Genomic DNA, 16,621 nt, shown 5'->3' on the forward strand with positions numbered 1-16,621 from the left:
GCCGCCTTGCTTTTTATTCCATTATGTCTACGCATAATCGCAGGCGACGACCGGGCGGGGAGCGTAGCGCGTGGCGGATGGGCGGACAGGCGAGACGGACGCGGAAGCCCCCGTGCTGCCGCTGCACCAGCGCATCCGGGCCGACATCGAGGCGAAGATCCTCTCCGGCGAGTGGCCGCCCGGCCATCGCATCCCCTTCGAGCACGAGCTGACGCGGCAATATGGCTGCGCCCGGATGACGGTGAACAAGGCCATCGCGGCCCTCGCCGGAGCCGGCCTCATCGAGCGGCGGCGCCGTGCGGGGTCGTTCGTGGCCCAGCCTCACCTTCAGTCGGCGGTGCTGGAGATTCCCGACATACGCGAGGAGGTTACCCGCCGCGGCGAGTCCTACGGCTATGAGCTGATCGCGCGCCGCCTTCGCCGGCCCGGGGAGGGCGATCCGGTAGACCTTGCCGGGACCGGCGTGGCGCTTCTCGACCTTACCTGCCTGCATCGCGCCAATGGCCGTCCGCTCGCGCTGGAGGAGCGCGTCATCAGCCTCGCCGCCGTTCCGGAGGCCGCCGAGGTCGATTTCGCCGCGACGCCGCCCGGCTCATGGCTGCTCGGCCATGTGCCGTGGACCGAGGCCGAGCATCGTATCAGCGCCATCGCCGCAAACGTCCGGATGGCAAGCGCGCTGGATCTGCCGAGGGGCGCAGCCTGCCTCGTCCTGGAGCGCCGCACCTGGCGGGGTGCGGACACCATCACCGTCGTGCGGCAGGTGTTCCGCGGCGACCTCTATCACCTGGTCGCGCACTTCTCTCCGCAGGGGCCGCATGGTCGGCCGGACAGCCCGGCCGACTGAGGCCGCGCACGTTCAGCCGAGGATGCCCGGCAGATCGAGCTGGTGCTCCTTTGCGCAGTCGAGTGCGATCTCGTAGCCGGCATCGGCATGGCGCATCACGCCCGTGGCCGGGTCGTTCCACAGCACCCGGGCGATGCGGGCATCAGCATCCGTCGAGCCGTCGCACACGATCACCATGCCGGCGTGCTGGGAGTAGCCCATACCGACGCCGCCGCCATGATGCAGCGACACCCAGGTCGCGCCCGAGGCGGTGTTGAGCAGGGCGTTGAGCAGCGGCCAGTCGGACACCGCGTCGGAACCGTCCCGCATCGCCTCGGTCTCGCGGTTGGGCGAGGCGACGGAGCCGGAATCGAGATGGTCGCGGCCGATCACGATCGGCGCCTTGAGCTCGCCCTTGCGCACCATCTCGTTGAAGGCGAGGCCGAGCCGGTGGCGATCGCCCAATCCCACCCAGCAGATGCGCGCCGGCAGGCCCTGGAACGTGATGCGCTCGGCGGCCATGTCCAGCCAGTTGTGGAGGTGCGGATTGTCCGGGATCAGCTCCTTCACCTTGGCGTCGGTCTTCGCGATGTCCTCCGGGTCGCCGGAGAGCGCCGCCCAGCGGAAGGGGCCGATGCCGCGGCAGAACAGCGGGCGGATATAGGCGGGCACGAAGCCGGGGAAATCGAAGGCGTTCGCGACACCCTCGTCCTGCGCCATCTGGCGGATGTTGTTGCCATAATCCACGGTCGGGATACCGGCGTGGAAGAAGTCGAGCATCGCCTTCACATGCACCGCCATCGAGGCTTTGGCGGCGGTCTTCACCGCATCCGGGTCGGAGCTGCGCATCTCCTCCCATTTGGCGAGGCTCCAGCCGATGGGCAGGTAGCCGTTGACCGGATCGTGGGCCGAGGTCTGGTCGGTCACCATGTCCGGCTTCACGCCGCGCTTCACCAGCTCCGGCAGGATCTCGGCGGCGTTGCCGAGCAGGCCGACCGAGAGCGCCTTTCCTTCCGCGCAGGCGTTCTCGATCATCATCAGCGCCTCGTCGAGGCTGGTGGTCGATGTGTCGAGATAGCCGGTCCGCAGGCGGAACTCGATGCGGCTCGGCTGGCACTCGATGGCAAGGCAGCTCGCCCCGGCCATGGTGGCCGCCAGCGGCTGCGCCCCGCCCATGCCGCCGAGTCCGGCGGTGAGGATCCACTTGCCTGTCAGCGAGCCGCCGAAATGCTGGCGGCCCATCTCGACGAACGTCTCATATGTGCCCTGCACGATGCCCTGCGCGCCGATATAGATCCAGGAGCCGGCCGTCATCTGGCCATACATGGCGAGCCCCTTGCGGTCGAGCTCGCGAAAATGCTCCCAGGTCGCCCAATGCGGCACGAGGTTGGAGTTGGCGATCAGCACGCGCGGCGCATCCTTGTGGGTGCGGAACACCCCGACCGGCTTGCCGGACTGCACCAGCAGGGTCTGGTCGTCCTCCAGCTCCTTCAGGCTGGCAACGATGCGGTCGAAGCTCTCCCAGTCGCGCGCGGCGCGGCCGATGCCGCCATAGACCACCAGCTCTCCCGGTCGCTCGGCGACATCGGGGTCGAGATTGTTCATCAGCATCCGCAGGGGGGCTTCGGTCAGCCAGCTCTTCGCGTTGAGCTCGGGCCCGCGCGGGGCACGGATGGTGCGGGCATTGTCGATGCGGGTCGAGGTCATCGGGGCGGGTCCTTGATCGGTTCAGATGCCGGTGCGGGCAAAGGCGAGGCAGGCATCGAGGATGCGGGCGAGAACGGCGCGGATCGGCGCGGCCGTGGCGTCGTCGAAGGGGGAGGGCCAGTTGCCTTCGTCCGCCGGGCCGGTGGGTTCGGCCATGTAGGCGCGGCAGGCGAGCTCCATCTGCACGGCGTGGACACCCTCCTCCGGGCGCCCGTAATGCCGGGTGATCCAGCCGCCCTTGAAGCGGCCATTGCTGACGAAGGAGAAGCGGCTTCCCGCCGCGATCGCCTCGATCTCGACCTGCAGTTCCGGGGCGCAGCTCGTGCCCGCATTGGTGCCGATATTGAGACAGGGCAGCACGCCCTCGAACAGCCGCGGGATCACCGAGCGGATGGAATGGCAGTCATAGAGCACGACGCGGGGGTGCAGCGCCCGCAGCCGCGCGACCTCGGCTTCCAGAGTCGCGTGATAGGGCACGAACCAGCCCGCCTTGCGCGCCGCGACATCCGGGTCGCGCCCCTTGCGGTAGAGCGGCTCGCCGTCGAAGGTGGTGGTGGGGCAGAGCTCCGTTGTCGCCTGCCCGGGATAGAGCGAGGAGCCCGAGGGATCGCGGTTCACGTCGATCACCGTGCGAGAGACGCCGGTGCGCACCAGCGTGGCGCCCATCCCGGCGGCAAAGGCATAGAGCCGGTCGATCCACCAGTCGCAATCCTTCCGCGCCACCCATGGCGAAGCGAGGTCTGCCATGATTTCCGGCGGGATGTCGGTGCCGGTGTGGGGCAGCGATAGGATGAGCGGCGCTTCCCCGCGCGTCACCGTGATGAAGGCGGGCGCCGTCATCGCTCAACCCTCCAGCGCGCCGGGCAGTGCCTCGCCGCCGAGCCCGGCCAGCGCCCCGGACCGCACCAGCGCATTGGCAGCCTCCATGTCCGGCGCGAAATGCCGGTCTTCATCCAGATGCGGCACCTGCTCGCGCAGCAGCGTGCGCGCCTGTTCCAGCACTGTGCTCGAGGCCAGCGGAGCGTGGAAGTCGCAGCCCTGCGCGCTGGCGAGATATTCGATGCCGAGCACCGCGACGGCATTCTCCACCATCGCCAGCAGGCGCCGCGCGCCATGGGCGGCCATGGAGACGTGGTCCTCCTGGTTGGCCGAGGTCGGGATGGAATCGACACTGGCCGGATAGGCGCGCTGCTTGTTCTCGGAGACCAGCGCCGCGGCGGTGACCTGTGGAATCATGAACCCGGAATTCAGGCCCGGCTTGGGCGTGAGGAAGGCTGGCATGCCGGACAGTGCCGGATCGACCAGCATGGCGATGCGCCGCTCGGCGAGGGAACCGATCTCGCACACCGCGAGCGCGATGGTGTCGGCGGCGAAGGCCACCGGCTCAGCGTGGAAATTACCGCCGGAGAGCGCCTCGCCTTCCTCCGGGAAGATCAGCGGATTGTCGGAGACGCCGTTCGCCTCGGTCGCCAGCGTGGCGGCGGCTTGCCGCAGAAGATCGAGGCATGCGCCCATCACCTGCGGCTGGCAGCGCAGGCAATAGGGATCCTGCACGCGGTCATCGCCGATGAGATGCGAGGCGCGGATCGCCGATCCGTCCATCAGCCCCCGCAGCGCGGCGGCGGTCTCGATCTGCCCGCGATGGCGGCGCAGCGCGTGGATGCGCGGGTCGAACGGCGCGTCCGAGCCGCGGGCGGCATCGGTGGACAGCGCGCCGGTCATGAGCGCCGAGCGGAACAGGTTGTCGGCTTCGAACAGACCGGCGAGAGCATTGGCCGTCGAGAACTGGGTGCCGTTCAGGAGCGCCAGCCCTTCCTTCGGTCCGAGTTCGGCAGGAATGAGCCCGGCATCGGCCAGCGCGACGGCTGCGGGCAGCCGGTGACCTTCAACGAAGATGTCGCCGACCCCGATCATCGCGGCGGTCATGTGCGCGAGCGGGGCAAGGTCCCCCGAGGCGCCGACCGAGCCTTGCGACGGCACCGCCGGCGTCAGTCCTTTCTCCAGCATCGCTTCCAGCAATGTGACGGTCGCGATTGTGACGCCGGATGCCCCTTGCGCAAGGCTGGCGAGCTTCAGCGCCATCATCAGCCGGGCGATCGGAACCGGCATCGGCTCGCCGACGCCCGCCGCGTGAGAGAGCACGATGTTGCGCTGGAGGGTGGCGAGGTCGGGGCCCGGGATGCGCACACTGGCAAGTTTGCCGAATCCCGTGTTGACGCCGTAAACCGCTTCGCCTTTCGCGACGATGGCGGCCACAGTTGCCGCGGCGCGCTCGATCGCAGGATAGGCCGCGCGATCGAGCCGGGCCGGGGCACCTCGGTAGATCGCCTTCCAGTCGGCAAGGCGGACGAAACCGGGTTTCAGCACGATGGACGTCATGCGCCCCTCCAGATGCGGGCATGAAGCGGGTTGAAGCCCATGCGGTAGACCAGTTCGGCTGGGCGCTCGATGTCCCAGATCGCGAGGTCGCACCACTTGCCGGGCTCCAGCGTACCCGCCTCATGCAGCAGCCCGAGCGCGCGGGCGGCCTCGCGAGTGACGCCGGCGAGGCATTCCTCGACTGTGAGGCGGAACAGGGTCGCGCCCATGTTCATGGTCAGCAGCAGCGAGGTGAGCGGTGAGGTGCCGGGGTTGTTGTCGGTGGCGAGCGCCAAGTGGGTGCCGTGGCGGCGGAACAGATCGACCGGCGGCACCCTGGTCTCGCGGATGAAGTAGAACGCGCCGGGCAGCAGTACGGCTACGGTGCCGGAGGCCGCCATGGCGGCAGCGCCTTCCTCATCGGTGTATTCGAGGTGGTCGGCCGAGAGCGCGCAGCAGCTTGCGGCGAGCGCGGCGCCGTGGAGGTTGGAAAGCTGGTCGGCGTGCAGCTTGACCGGCAGGCCATGGGCGCGCGCGGCCTCGAAGACCCGTGCAACCTGCTCCGGCGAGAAGGCGATACCCTCGCAGAACGCATCCACGGCGTCGACCAGTCCTTCGCCGGCGAGCGCGGGCAGCATAACGTCGCAGACCAGATCGACATAGCCGTCGGCATCGCCGCTGAACTCCGGCGGCAGCGCATGGGCGCCGAGGAAAGTCGCCTTCACCGCTACCGGTCGCTGTTCGCCCAGCGCGCGGGCCGCCTGCAGACTGCGGCGCTCCGCGTCCAGCGCCAGACCGTAGCCGGACTTCACCTCGACCGTGGTGACGCCTTCCGCGAGCAGGGCGTCGAGCCGGGGCAGGGCGCTTGCGACGAGGGAGTCGACGCTCGCCTCGCGCGTCGCCTTCATGGTCGAGACTATGCCGCCGCCGGCGCGGGCGATCTCTTCATAGGAGGCGCCGGCGAGGCGCAGTTCGAACTCATGGGCCCGGTTGCCGCCATGGACGAGGTGGGTGTGGCAGTCGATCAGGCCGGGGGTGATCCAGCGCCCCTCGCAGCGGATGACCTCGCCCGGCCTGAAGGTGGGAGCGTCCTGCGCCGGGCCGGCATAGAGAATGCGGCCGTCGCGGCTTGCGACAAGTCCATCCTCGACCACGCCCATTGCCTCGCGGCCCGGCGCCAACGTCGCCAGCCGCGCATCCCGCCAAAGCCGATCGCAGCGCATCTTGCCCTCATGTGAAGATGAGGAAGGGTGACAGGGATGCGGAATAATGTCTATACATATTTGCATCGACTCCCGCCGTTCCGAGCCGTTGACCCCGGAGGACGCTCCCGATGACCACACCCGCCGCGCATCTGTGGTTCGAGGCCGCGCTGCTCCCCGAAGGTTGGGCGCGGCAGGTCGCGGTGGAGGTCGCAGGAGGCCGCATTGCGCGGGTTGATGCCGGGATGGTGCCCCCGGCCGGTGCGGAGCGCCACGCCGTCGGCCTTCCCGGCCTGCCGAACCTGCACAGTCACGCGTTCCAACGCGCCATGGCTGGGCTTTCGCAGGTGCGCGGGCCCTCCACCGACAGCTTCTGGACCTGGCGCGAGGTGATGTATGGGGCGCTCGACCGGATGACGCCGGAGGACGTCGAGGCGGTCGCGGCACAGGCCTATGTCGAGATGCTGGAAGCCGGTTTCACCCGCGTCGGGGAGTTCCACTATCTGCACCACGACCGCGACGGCACGCCTTATGCCGACCTCGGCGAACATGCCGCCCGCATCGCCGCAGCGGCGCAAGCCACCGGGATCGGCCTTACTTTGCTGCCGGTGTTCTATGCCCATGGCGGCTTCGGTCTGCAGGCGCCCGCGCCCGGCCAGCGACGCTTCATCAACGACGTCGAGCGCTTCTCGCGGCTCATGGAGGCGAGCGCCCGCGCCATCGCTCCCTTGCCCGACGCCGTGCTCGGGCTCGCCCCGCACAGCCTGCGGGCCGCAACGGCGGAGGAGATCGCCGCTCTGCTCCCGCTGACGGATGGCCCGATCCATATTCACGTCGCCGAGCAGATGCGCGAGGTGGATGATTGCCTGGCCTGGTCAGGCAGACGTCCGGTCGATTACCTGCTGGAGCATGCCCCGGTCGATGGGCGCTGGTGCCTGATCCATGCCACTCACATGACGGAGGCCGAAACCGTTCGTCTCGCCGCGAGTGGAGCGGTGGCGGGGCTGTGCCCGATCACCGAGGCGGATCTGGGCGACGGCATCTTCCCGGCCGAGGCGTTCGTCGCGGCAGGCGGGCGCTACGGCGTGGGCTCGGATTCCAACGTCTGCATAAACGCCGCCGGCGAGCTGCGGCTGCTGGAATATTCCCAGCGTCTCGGCTGGCGCGCGCGCAATGTGCTGGCCTCGCACAGCGGCGCATCCACCGGGCGCAGCCTGTTCGACGGCGCGCTGGCCGGCGGGGCGCAGGCGTTGGGGCAGGGGGGGGCCGGGCTGGTCGCGGGAGCGAGCGCCGATATCGTCAGCCTCGATCTCACCCGCGCTGCCTTTGCCGGGAGGCAGGGCGATGTGCTCCTTGATGCCTGGATCTTCGCCAGCCGCGGCGGCGGGGTTGATTGCGTGTGGCGGGGCGGCGAGAAGGTGGTGGAGGCGGGCCGCCACCGGGCGCGCGAGAGCATCGAGGCCCGGTTTCGCGCCAGCATGGCGCGGCTGGGCGGCTGAGCTATTCGGCGCCGCCCGCCGTGACGGCATGATAGCGCCGACCGAAATAGATCAGCCCTTCCCGGGCATCGCCGGCCGAAAGACCCACGACCTCGCAGAAGAGCACGTCATGGGTGCCGACAGGCACCACTCGCGCGATCCGGCAGTCGAAGGATACTGCCGCGCCGACCAGAAGCGGCGCCCCGGTATGCGCGGTGCGCCATTCGCCGATAGCGAACCGTTCTTCCGGGGGCACCTTGCTGCCGAAGCGGTTCGACAGTTCCTGATGGTCGCCCGCGAGCGTGTTCACGCAGATGACGGCATTTGCTGTTACGATCGGATAGGCCGAGGAGGCGCGGTTTATGCAGACCAGCAGCGTCGGCGGCTCGTCGGTCACGCTGCAAACCGCCGAGGCGGTGAAGCCGGTGCGCCCCGCCGGTCCGTCCGTCGTGACGATATTCACCGCGGCGCCGAGCCGGGCCATGGCGTCCCGGAATTCCTGACGCGTCACCGCGGGCCGGCGATCCGCCTCGATCCTCGTGCCCACGAGCGATGCTTCCACCGGTTCGGCCCCGCGCTGTACGTTCTCCGGGGGCTGGCATTGTCCCATTCCGACCTCCTCGGCGCCGCCTGCGCGGCGCTTTTGCGATGGAGATGCCGAGCCTTTGAGAGGCCCGGCAAGGCACTCAGAATTCGCGCAGATTGTCTCTCAGCAACTGGTGCTTGTATTCGGAGCGCACAAGCCCGCGGCGCTGCAGCTCCGGCACCAGCCCGTCGGTGATCTCGGCGATGTAGCGCCGGCCCACGCGCAGCACCGGGGTGGTGATGAGGAAGCCGTCACCGCCAACCTCGGCCATTGCCTCGCCCATCTTCTCGGCGACCTGCGCCGGGGTTCCGATCAGTTCCAGCGAAGAAACGAGGCCGCCGCCGCCATCGGCTGCAAGTTCCCGCAGAGTCTTGCCGGAGCCCCACTGCTGGAACTTGTCGAGCGTGCCGGACTCGCCGTTCGTCACCAGCTTCTCGGGCAGGGGCTTGTCGAGGTCGAATTGGGCGAAGTCGATCTCGGTAATGGCGGAGATGGAGATGAGCACGTCGGTGGCAAAATTGTCCGACATCGTCACGCGCCTGTACCGGGCCTGCGCCTCCTCCTCGGTCTCGCCGAGGCTGGGGGTGATGCAGAAGAACACCTTGATCTCGTCCGGATCGCGCCCGATCTTCACGGCGCGGGCGCGGATGTCGTCCCGGAATTCCTTCATGCCAGCGACGCCGTTCGCCACTGAAACGATCGCATCCGCATGGCGGGCGGCGAAATCGCGCCCGCGCGGCGAGGCGCCGGCCTGAAGGTAGCAGGGACGGCCCTGCGGCGAGGGCACGGTGTTGAGCGGCCCGCGGACCTGATAATATGTGCCTTTGTGGTCGATGCTGTGGACCTTGGAGCCATCGGCATAGATGCCGTTGGCGCGGTCGAGCACCACGGCGTCCGGCTCCCAGCTTTCGAACAGCTTGCCGACCACCTCCATATATTCTTCCGCCATGCCGTAGCGGTCCTCACGCGGGGGCAGGCGGTCCATGCCGAAATTCTTCGCCATGAGGTCTTCGGCCGAGGTCACCACGTTCCAGCCGAAGCGGCCTTTGGTCAGGCTGTCGATGGTGGAGGAGAGGCGCGCCAGCATGAAGGGCGGATACGCCATGGTGGACATGGTGGCGACCACGCCGAGATGCTGCGTCGCCATGCCCATGGCGACCGCGAGCGGGGCGGGATCGGCCTTCGGCACCATCATGGCGTGCTTCAGCGAGAGGTCGCGCGAGGCGCCATAGGTCTCCGGCACCATGAGCTTGTCCTCGATCATGATAAGATCGAAGCAAGCGCGCTCCAGGGCCTGCGCCATCTCGATGTAGAACTGACCGTCCCACGGCTTGCCGCCCTGGCCGAAGGGCTCGCGCCACTCGTCGGGGGTGAAGTTCATGAACCACGCGAGATGGAAGCGGTTGTCGGCCATGGGGACGGTCCTTGCAGGATGTGCCGCAGCGCTCTGCACCGCTGCGGCGGGGCACGGTCAATGGGCTGAGATGAGCTGGAGGCGCGCGTTTTGGCGTTCCGCCTCGAAGCGGCGGGACTGCCGAACGATGCGGCTCTTGGCCTCGAAGTCGGAGGAGATGGTGGCGCCGAAACGTTCCGGCGCCTGCGGATCGGTACGCGGCCGGTCCACGGCGATGACGCGGGTGCCGAGCAGGAACGCCTCGGAGAGATCGTGCGTGACCATCACGATGGTCATCTCGTTCTCTTCCCACAATTCGCGGACCAGCGTGTGCATCGAGGCTCGCGTGCCGGGATCGAGCGCGCCGAAGGGTTCGTCGAGCAGCAGCACCTTGGGCTTCATGATGAGGGCCTGCGCCAGTGCGAGCCGCTGCTGCATCCCGCCGGAGAGCTGCTGGGGATATTTGCTCGCATGTTCCGCGAGCCCGACGCGGGTGAGCAGCGTCATGGCCTGCTCTTCCAGCGCCCGGCGCTTCGCCCCGAACAGCCGGCCGAGAATGGGCGAGGCCAGCCATTGCGGTCCGCGCATCACGTTGCCCAGCACGGTGAGGTGCGGGAACACCGAATAACGCTGGAACACAACGCCGCGATCATGCGTCGGCTCTGGCGCGATCGGTTCGCCGTCGATCAGGATGCGGCCGCGGGTCGGTCGTTCCTGGCTGAGAAGCATGCGCAGCAACGTGGTCTTGCCGACACCGGAGGGGCCGATGATGACGAGAAACTCGTGGTCGTCCAGGGTGAGGTTCACCCGCTCCAGCACGATGCGGTCGTCATATTCCTTCCAGACGTCGTCGAGGACGATGGTCGTCATGGCTCAACCCTCCCGGATCCGGTCCCAGGGGAAGCACGCGGCATTCAGCCGGCGCAGGCCCCAGTCCATGAGGAAGGCGAGAAGGGTGATCCAGGCGACATAAGGCAGGATTACATCCATCGCCAGATAGCGTCGTACCAGGAAGATGCGGTAGCCCAGCCCGCCCTCGGCGGTGATTGCCTCGGCGGCGATGACATAGAGCCAGGCCGCGCCGAGCGAGAGCCGCACCGAGTCGATCAGGCGCGGGAGCACCTGGGGCAGCACCACGCCGGTGATCATCTGCCAGGTGGAGGCGCCCAGCGTCTGCGCCTTGATGATCTGCTCGCGCGGGATCGAGGCGACGCGCAGCATCACGTCGCGGATGATGAAGGGCGCGATGCCGAACACGATCAGCACGATCTTCGACAGTTCGCCGAGGCCGAACAGGATGAACAGGATCGGCAGTACGGCGAGCGGCGGGATGAGCGAGAAGGCCGCCATGAAGGGCTCGAACATCGCGCGCAGATGGGGGATGAAGCCGATCAATATGCCGAGGACCAGGCCGAGCAGCGCCGAGATGCCGAGCCCCTGCACCAGCCGCCACAGACTGAGCGCGGTGTCCCACCACAGCAGATACTGCTTGGTGGCGATGTCCACCGTCGTCGCGAGGCGGGTAATGGAGGCATAGAAGGAGGCGAAGGCCGGCATCAGCTTGTCGGCCGGATCGATGGCGAGCCGCGCATTGGAGCCGGCCAGATAGACCAGCAGCACCACGACGAAGGGCAATGCGCCCAGCACGATGCGGGTGCCGTTACCCGGCGCGTAATTGATGATGCGGCGCATGAAGGGCCTCCGGCTCCCGTTGGTGGGGCAGGTGAGGGCGCTGGGCTCGGGAAAGTGGCCGCCGCTCCGGGCGGCGGCCATCGATGGCGCTCAGGCGCTCACAGCTTGCCGTCGGCGGCGAGCTTGGTGAACGAGGCGTTGATACGCATCTTGATGTTGTTCTTGTCGCCGAGCACGGTGCCGTCAGCCGTCTCGATGCCGATCGCATCCACGCTGGAGGCGCCCTGTCCGAACAGGCCCTGCGCAAAGCAGAAGGTACGGATGCTGTCCCAGATCTTCGCGTTCTCGGCGGCGGTCAGGAAGGCGTAGGCGTCGGCGGGCGTATAGAAGAAGTGGGTGGTGTCGAGCTGGCTCTGCAGGCCGCCGGCATCGGTGCCCATGGCGCTGGTCATCACCGCGCGCATCTCCTCGGCCTTCGGGCCGCCGGCCTTGAGGATGCCGAGCGCCTCATACCAGGCGCCGAGGACGGCCTTGGCGAAGTCGGGATTGTCCTTCAGCGTCTCGGTCTTGCCGATGAACACGTCCATGATTTCGCCGGGAATGCCCGAGCTGTCGAACAGCTTGGTGGCGCCCTTCACCTTGAGCATGTCCTCGGTGAGCGGCTTCCAGGAGACGGCATGCTTCATCGCGTCCTGTGAGACGAAGGCGGCGGAGATCTCGCTGTCGGAGATGTTCACCGTCTTGACCCCGGCCGGATCGACGCCCGCCTTCTGGAGCGCGCGGTTCAGTAGATAGTGCGAAACGCTGTACTGCAGGAGGTAGACCTCCTGGCCGGACAATTCCTTCACGTCCTTCGCGGTCTTGGAAAGGACGATGTCGTTGCCGTTGGAATAGTCGGTGATGAGGAACACGGACGTGTCGACCCCGCCTGCCGCCGGCATGGTGAGGCCGTCCATGGAGGCGACGCCGACCGCGTCGATCTCGCCGGCGATGAACTGGTTGACGCTGCCGACATAGTCATTCGCGAGAATGAGGTCGACATCGATGCCATATTTATCCGCCCACTTCTTCATGATGCCGGACGACTTCATGTAGGAGAAGGGCATGAACCCGATATAGACCGTGTAGGCGAGTTTGAAACTCTTCTTGGCCGCGGCCTCGGCGGTGCCGTGCGCGGCGATGCCGACCGTGGCGAGCGTTGCAAGGAGAAGGGCGCAGGCGCGGACGGCACGCTTCAAACGCTTCATGGTCGGGCGGCTCCTGAAAAGGGGTGCGCGGGGGCAGCGCTGGACATGGCTATTAAGCGATGACTTAATAGGGTGGAGCAAGCCTAACTATTGGGCAGCACAAAATAGCGGCGGACTGGGGGCGGATTGTTCGTATGCCATTGATTGAAAAGGCGCCGCGCCGCCGACTCCAGCCCGCTGAACGCCGCACCCTGATCCTCGAAGAGGCGCTGCGCCTTTTTGCTGAGCGGCATTATTCCGGCGTGTCCGTGCGCGATATCGCACTCGCCTGCGGCATCAATGTCGGATTGCTCTACCATTATTTCGACAGCAAGGATGCGCTTGTACGCAGCGCGCTGGAATATGCCATCGCCAACCTGATGACGGGCTACGCGGAGCGTCGGCAGGCTCTGGACGATGCCCGCGCCGAGATCGAGGCGTGGCTCGACACCCATGTCGTGATGGCCCCGATGCTGGTGCGGATGGTACAGCTCATGGGTGATTATGCGTCCTCCGGCGTGCGCGCGCCGGAGATCGACGCCCTGATCGCCGGCTTCTACCAAAGCGAGCGCGACCTGCTGGAATCCGCACTCGCCAAGGGTGTCGCGCGCGGCGACTTTCCTCTCATCGACGTGGCGACGACCGCCCGCCGCATCGGCCTGATGCTGGATGGCATCTTCTTCGCATCCCGCAGTCGCGGCGACGACCGGGTGGTTCAGGACATTCGCGACCTTGCCGGTTTTCTCGACGACATCCTGCGCATCTCGCAGCGGAGCCGGTCATGAACGTCGCGGCTGCATCGGACGCCGGCGAAGCAATTATTGCCCAAAGGAGATAGCCAGCCATGGGGCGCCCAGCGAGCCTTTCACCCTGCACACGCTCGTGCGGATCGTCCCTTCGATTCGGTTAGGCCAAGATGTCCCTGCTTCCTTCCGCTCTCGGTCTCGCCGGGCGGCGCGTGCTCATCACCGGCGCCAGCCGCGGCATCGGTTACGGCATTGCCGAAGCTTTCGCCTCGGCAGGCGCGAAGCTTCACATGCTGGCGGAGGACGTCGGTATAACCGAGGCGGCGGCCCGGCTCGGCGCCGATCCGTATCGGGTGGACATCACGGATAATGAGGCGGTCACAGCGGTGCTGGGAGCCATCGGCCCGCTCGATGTCGTGGTGAACAATGCCGGCCTCGAACTCATCACCCCGCTGGACGATGCCAGTGCTGAGAACGAGATGCGGTTCCGCCGAATCCTCGACATCAACATCACCGGTACCTTTCTTGTCGCGCGCGCCGCGTTGCCGCTGATGGGGACGGGTGGGCGCATCATCAACACCGCCTCGATCTGGGGACGGGTCGGCGAGCCGCTGTTCGGCGCTTATGTCGCCTCCAAGCATGCGGTGATCGGGCTCACCAAGAGTTGGGCGAAGGAACTAGGGCCGCGCGGTATCACGGTGAATGCAGTGTGCCCGGGCTGGGTGCGCACGGTGGCGTCGATGCGCTCGCTCGCTGCCATGGCTGTGCGGACCGGGACGGACGAAGAAGCGCTGCTCGCAGATATCGTCAGCTCGCAGGCGCTTCCGGGCCTGATGGAGCCCGCCGACATCGCCGGCACCTATCTGTTCCTCGCCTCCGACCTTGCGGCCAATGTCACCGGCCAGTCGCTCGGCGCTGATCGTGGAGACACGCCATGGTAGAATCCTCTGCAATGCTCGCCGGCCGCCGCGCCCTCGTCACCGGGGCGGCAAGCGGCATCGGGCGGGCAATCCTGCTCGCCTTCAAGGCTGCCGGCGCCCGCACTGTCGGACTGGATCTGAAGGCGCCCGCCGAGCCCGACGCCGACTGGATGCTCGTAGACCTGTCGGATGGCGCTGCTATAGGTCCGGCGGTGGAGGCGGCGACTGCGCGGCTCGGCGGGCTCGACATCCTCGTCAATTGCGCGGGGTTGCTCGTGGAGGGCGATTTGGCGGACTTCGATCCTGCGGGCCTCGACCGAATGCTGGCTATCAATGTCCGCGCGCCGTTCGTTGTCGTTCGCGCCGCGCTGCCGGCGATGGGCGAGGGTGGGCGTATCATCAACATCGCTTCCGAACTCGCCTATCTCGGTCGGGCCGGCGCCTCCGGTTACAGCGCGACGAAGGGGGCCGTGCTTTCGGCGACGCGGGCATGGGCGCGGGAACTGGCGCCCCGCATCCTCGTCAACGCCATCGCGCCAGGACCGGTCGATACACCGCTGCTCGGCTTTTCCGCGATGAACGAGGCGCAGCGGGCGTTGGAGACGAACAATCCGCTCGGGCGCATCGGCCGGCCGGAGGAGATCGCTGCTGCGGCGGTGTTCCTCGCCTCGCCCGGAGCTTCCTTTATTACCGGCCAGTGCCTCAGCGTCGATGGCGGCGCGGGTATGCATTGAGCCAGCTCATCATCATTACGGCAGGGTATCCTTATGGTCGACAGCGTCTTCATGGCCGAGCTGAGCTGGCCCGAATATCAGGCGAAGATTAAGGCCGGCGCGCCGGTCTTCCTTTCGCTCGGCGCCACCGAGCAGCACGGACCGCACTCGCCGCTCGGCGTCGACGTATACTTGCCCACGGCGGTGTGCGAGCGCGTGGCTCGCCAAGTGGGCGGTCTCGTCGCTCCCACTCTGCCTTACGGCGCCAAGTCGAAGCCGCGTTCGGGCGGCGGGGAGGCCTTCCCTGGCACCACCAGCCTCGACGTCTTGACGCTGATCCTCGTGGTGCGCGATATCGTGCGGGCGCTCGGGCGTGACGGCGTGAAGAAGATCATCGTGGTGATCGGCCATTTCGAGAACGGCTGGCCGGCTGTGGAGGGCATCGACCTCGCTTTCCGCGACCTCGCGCGCGAGGGATTCGACGACGTGAAGATCATGCGGCTGGAATACTGGGACTTCGTCGAGCCGGCGACCCATCACCGGCTCTACCACCCCAAGATGTTCCCCGGCACGGAACTGGAGCACGCGAGCCTCATCGAGACCTCGCTGATGATGCTGGTGCGCCCGGATCTCGTCGAGATCGACAAGGCTCCCGACGACGGCCCGGCGCAGTTCCCGAGCTATGACATCTGGCCGACGCCGGAAGGCTTCGCCCCGCGCTCCGGTGTGCTGGCGGATGCGCGCGGCTCGACCGCAGAGAAGGGCGGATGGCTGATGGACGATCATGTCGCGCTCATCACCGCGGCGGTGAAGGCGGAGTTCGGACTGTGAACCCGACGAACGGCAGGACTCTCGCCGATTTTCAGCCGGTCGATTCCGGCACCACGCCCCGCTATGCGGCGATCCCCACCTTCATGCGACTGCCGATGGCCAGCCCGGAGGAAGTCGATATCGCACTTGTCGGGGTGCCGTTCGACGGCGGCACCACCAACCGCGCCGGCACTCGCCACGGACCCCGCGAGATCCGCAACCAGTCGAGCCTCACGCGCCGGGTGCACCATGTCTCCGGCATTTCGCCCTATGATCTCGTCAAGGTTGGCGATTGCGGCGATGCGCCGGTCAATCCCATTGACCTGATGGGTTGCCTCGATGCCATTACCGATTTTTACACCGGCATCCGCAAAGCGGGCGCAACCCCGCTCACCGCGGGCGGCGACCACCTGATCTCGCTGCCGATCCTACGCGGGCTCGTGAAGGACAATCCGGTGCTCGGCGGGCCGGTGGGGATGATCCACTTGGATGCCCATTCCGATACCTATGACACCTTCTTCGGCGATCATCGCTACACTCATGGTACGCCGTTTCGCCGCGCCATCGAGGAAGGGCTGCTGGACCCCAAACGGGTGATCCAGATCGGCCTGCGGGGAGCGATTTCGGACGCCGCGAATTACGATTATGCGCGGTCGGTCGGCATTCGCATCGTGTTCATCGAGGAATTGGTGGCGCGCGGCATCGAGGATGTGATGGCCGAGGCGCGCGAACGGGTCGGGGACCGGCCGACCTATGTGTCCTTCGACATCGACATCATCGACCCCTCGCAGGCGCCGGGCACCGGCACGCCGGAGATCGGCGGCGTCACCACGCGCGAGGCGCAGCAGATGGTGCGGCTGCTGCAGGGCGTGAACATGATCGGGGCGGATGTGGTCGAGGTGTCGCCGCCCTTCGATCCGTCGGGCCTCACCGCCCTGACGGGGGCGACGATCATGTTCGAGCTGCTCTGCGTGCTGGCGGATTCCCTCGCCAGCCGCCGTGGCTGAAGCCGGGCGGCCGGGTTCGC

At 67.3% G+C, this 16,621-nt stretch carries 16 protein-coding genes; 7 read left to right on the forward strand and 9 right to left on the reverse strand.

Annotated features, from left to right (window positions below):
- Positions 1 to 70: 70 nt before the first annotated feature.
- A complete protein-coding gene (gene hutC / locus MWN34_RS03015; RefSeq protein ID WP_247026315.1) occupies positions 71 to 844 on the forward strand; it encodes a histidine utilization transcriptional repressor HutC in 774 nt (257 codons plus the stop codon).
- Positions 845 to 856: 12 nt separating this feature from the next.
- Here the strand turns inward: hutC and hutU are convergent, their stop codons facing one another.
- The 4 genes from hutU to hutI are packed head-to-tail and all read right to left on the reverse strand — an operon-like array spanning position 857 to position 6,111.
- Entirely contained in the window at positions 857 to 2,530 is a 1,674-nt protein-coding gene (gene hutU / locus MWN34_RS03020) for a urocanate hydratase (RefSeq protein ID WP_247026316.1), read from the reverse strand.
- A gap of 21 nt (positions 2,531 to 2,551) precedes the next feature.
- Complete coding sequence (gene hutG / locus MWN34_RS03025; RefSeq protein WP_247026317.1) at positions 2,552 to 3,370, reverse strand: N-formylglutamate deformylase; 819 nt, start codon at positions 3,368 to 3,370, stop codon at positions 2,552 to 2,554.
- A 3-nt stretch (positions 3,371 to 3,373) separates the two neighbouring features.
- Positions 3,374 to 4,909, reverse strand: coding sequence for a histidine ammonia-lyase (gene hutH / locus MWN34_RS03030; RefSeq protein ID WP_247026318.1), 1,536 nt, complete (start codon positions 4,907 to 4,909; stop codon positions 3,374 to 3,376).
- The gene (gene hutI / locus MWN34_RS03035) at positions 4,906 to 6,111 is read right to left on the reverse strand and encodes an imidazolonepropionase (RefSeq protein WP_247026319.1); all 1,206 of its coding nucleotides are present in this window, start codon (positions 6,109 to 6,111) and stop codon (positions 4,906 to 4,908) included. Before hutI ends, hutH begins: the two co-directional genes overlap by 4 nt.
- A 110-nt stretch (positions 6,112 to 6,221) precedes the next feature.
- On the opposite strand from hutI, the gene MWN34_RS03040 reads away from it, so the two are divergent.
- Positions 6,222 to 7,589 carry a formimidoylglutamate deiminase gene (locus tag MWN34_RS03040; protein WP_247026320.1) on the forward strand — a complete coding sequence of 456 codons (1,368 nt, stop codon included), beginning with the start codon at positions 6,222 to 6,224 and terminating at the stop codon, positions 7,587 to 7,589.
- Position 7,590: 1 nt separating this feature from the next.
- Here the strand turns inward: MWN34_RS03040 and MWN34_RS03045 are convergent, their stop codons facing one another.
- From MWN34_RS03045 to MWN34_RS03065, 5 genes are all read right to left on the reverse strand, one after another.
- Positions 7,591 to 8,052, reverse strand: a complete 462-nt coding sequence (locus tag MWN34_RS03045; protein WP_247026892.1) for a flavin reductase — start codon at positions 8,050 to 8,052, stop codon at positions 7,591 to 7,593.
- Positions 8,053 to 8,254: 202 nt separating this feature from the next.
- Positions 8,255 to 9,568: an NtaA/DmoA family FMN-dependent monooxygenase gene (locus tag MWN34_RS03050; RefSeq protein ID WP_247026321.1), complete on the reverse strand. Its 1,314-nt coding sequence runs from the start codon at positions 9,566 to 9,568 to the stop codon at positions 8,255 to 8,257.
- A gap of 57 nt (positions 9,569 to 9,625) precedes the next feature.
- Complete coding sequence (locus MWN34_RS03055) at positions 9,626 to 10,417, reverse strand: ABC transporter ATP-binding protein (protein ID WP_247026322.1); 792 nt, start codon at positions 10,415 to 10,417, stop codon at positions 9,626 to 9,628.
- A 3-nt stretch (positions 10,418 to 10,420) separates the two neighbouring features.
- A complete protein-coding gene (locus MWN34_RS03060) occupies positions 10,421 to 11,239 on the reverse strand; it encodes an ABC transporter permease (RefSeq protein WP_247026323.1) in 819 nt (272 codons plus the stop codon).
- Between the two features lie 98 nt (positions 11,240 to 11,337).
- Positions 11,338 to 12,426 carry a putative urea ABC transporter substrate-binding protein gene (locus tag MWN34_RS03065; protein WP_247026324.1) on the reverse strand — a complete coding sequence of 363 codons (1,089 nt, stop codon included), beginning with the start codon at positions 12,424 to 12,426 and terminating at the stop codon, positions 11,338 to 11,340.
- Positions 12,427 to 12,560: 134 nt separating this feature from the next.
- Between MWN34_RS03065 and MWN34_RS03070 the strand changes: the two genes are divergently transcribed.
- From MWN34_RS03070 to speB, 5 genes are all read left to right on the forward strand, one after another.
- Positions 12,561 to 13,190, forward strand: a complete 630-nt coding sequence (locus tag MWN34_RS03070) for a TetR/AcrR family transcriptional regulator (RefSeq protein ID WP_247026325.1) — start codon at positions 12,561 to 12,563, stop codon at positions 13,188 to 13,190.
- 131 nt (positions 13,191 to 13,321) lie between these two features.
- Entirely contained in the window at positions 13,322 to 14,092 is a 771-nt protein-coding gene (locus MWN34_RS03075; RefSeq protein ID WP_247026326.1) for an SDR family NAD(P)-dependent oxidoreductase, read from the forward strand.
- On the forward strand, positions 14,086 to 14,805 hold the full coding sequence (locus MWN34_RS03080) for an SDR family NAD(P)-dependent oxidoreductase (RefSeq protein ID WP_247026327.1): 720 nt from the start codon (positions 14,086 to 14,088) through the stop codon (positions 14,803 to 14,805). The genes MWN34_RS03075 and MWN34_RS03080 overlap by 7 nt, the downstream gene beginning before the upstream one ends.
- 33 nt (positions 14,806 to 14,838) lie before the next feature.
- The gene (locus MWN34_RS03085) at positions 14,839 to 15,615 is read left to right on the forward strand and encodes a creatininase (RefSeq protein ID WP_247026328.1); all 777 of its coding nucleotides are present in this window, start codon (positions 14,839 to 14,841) and stop codon (positions 15,613 to 15,615) included.
- An 83-nt stretch (positions 15,616 to 15,698) separates the two neighbouring features.
- A complete protein-coding gene (gene speB, locus MWN34_RS03090) occupies positions 15,699 to 16,601 on the forward strand; it encodes an agmatinase (RefSeq protein WP_281502850.1) in 903 nt (300 codons plus the stop codon).
- Positions 16,602 to 16,621 lie beyond the last annotated feature (20 nt).

This window comes from Ancylobacter crimeensis (genome assembly GCF_023016805.1).
GTDB lineage: Bacteria > Pseudomonadota > Alphaproteobacteria > Rhizobiales > Xanthobacteraceae > Ancylobacter > Ancylobacter crimeensis.

Bases quoted from the DNA above. Each gene is read 5' to 3' on its own strand.
- MWN34_RS03060 (WP_247026323.1), bottom strand. From the start codon at position 11,239: ATGCGCCGCATCATCAATTACGCGCCGGGTAACGGCACCCGCATCGTG.
- hutG (WP_247026317.1), bottom strand. From the start codon at position 3,370: ATGACGGCGCCCGCCTTCATCACGGTGACGCGCGGGGAAGCGCCGCTC.
- MWN34_RS03040 (WP_247026320.1), top strand. From the start codon at position 6,222: ATGACCACACCCGCCGCGCATCTGTGGTTCGAGGCCGCGCTGCTCCCC.
- hutU (WP_247026316.1), bottom strand. From the start codon at position 2,530: ATGACCTCGACCCGCATCGACAATGCCCGCACCATCCGTGCCCCGCGC.
- hutI (WP_247026319.1), bottom strand. From the start codon at position 6,111: ATGCGCTGCGATCGGCTTTGGCGGGATGCGCGGCTGGCGACGTTGGCG.
- MWN34_RS03045 (WP_247026892.1), bottom strand. From the start codon at position 8,052: ATGGCCCGGCTCGGCGCCGCGGTGAATATCGTCACGACGGACGGACCG.
- MWN34_RS03055 (WP_247026322.1), bottom strand. From the start codon at position 10,417: ATGACGACCATCGTCCTCGACGACGTCTGGAAGGAATATGACGACCGC.
- MWN34_RS03050 (WP_247026321.1), bottom strand. From the start codon at position 9,568: ATGGCCGACAACCGCTTCCATCTCGCGTGGTTCATGAACTTCACCCCC.
- hutH (WP_247026318.1), bottom strand. From the start codon at position 4,909: ATGACGTCCATCGTGCTGAAACCCGGTTTCGTCCGCCTTGCCGACTGG.
- MWN34_RS03070 (WP_247026325.1), top strand. From the start codon at position 12,561: ATGCCATTGATTGAAAAGGCGCCGCGCCGCCGACTCCAGCCCGCTGAA.
- MWN34_RS03080 (WP_247026327.1), top strand. From the start codon at position 14,086: ATGGTAGAATCCTCTGCAATGCTCGCCGGCCGCCGCGCCCTCGTCACC.
- MWN34_RS03075 (WP_247026326.1), top strand. From the start codon at position 13,322: ATGTCCCTGCTTCCTTCCGCTCTCGGTCTCGCCGGGCGGCGCGTGCTC.
- speB (WP_281502850.1), top strand. From the start codon at position 15,699: ATGCGACTGCCGATGGCCAGCCCGGAGGAAGTCGATATCGCACTTGTC.
- MWN34_RS03085 (WP_247026328.1), top strand. From the start codon at position 14,839: ATGGTCGACAGCGTCTTCATGGCCGAGCTGAGCTGGCCCGAATATCAG.
- MWN34_RS03065 (WP_247026324.1), bottom strand. From the start codon at position 12,426: ATGAAGCGTTTGAAGCGTGCCGTCCGCGCCTGCGCCCTTCTCCTTGCA.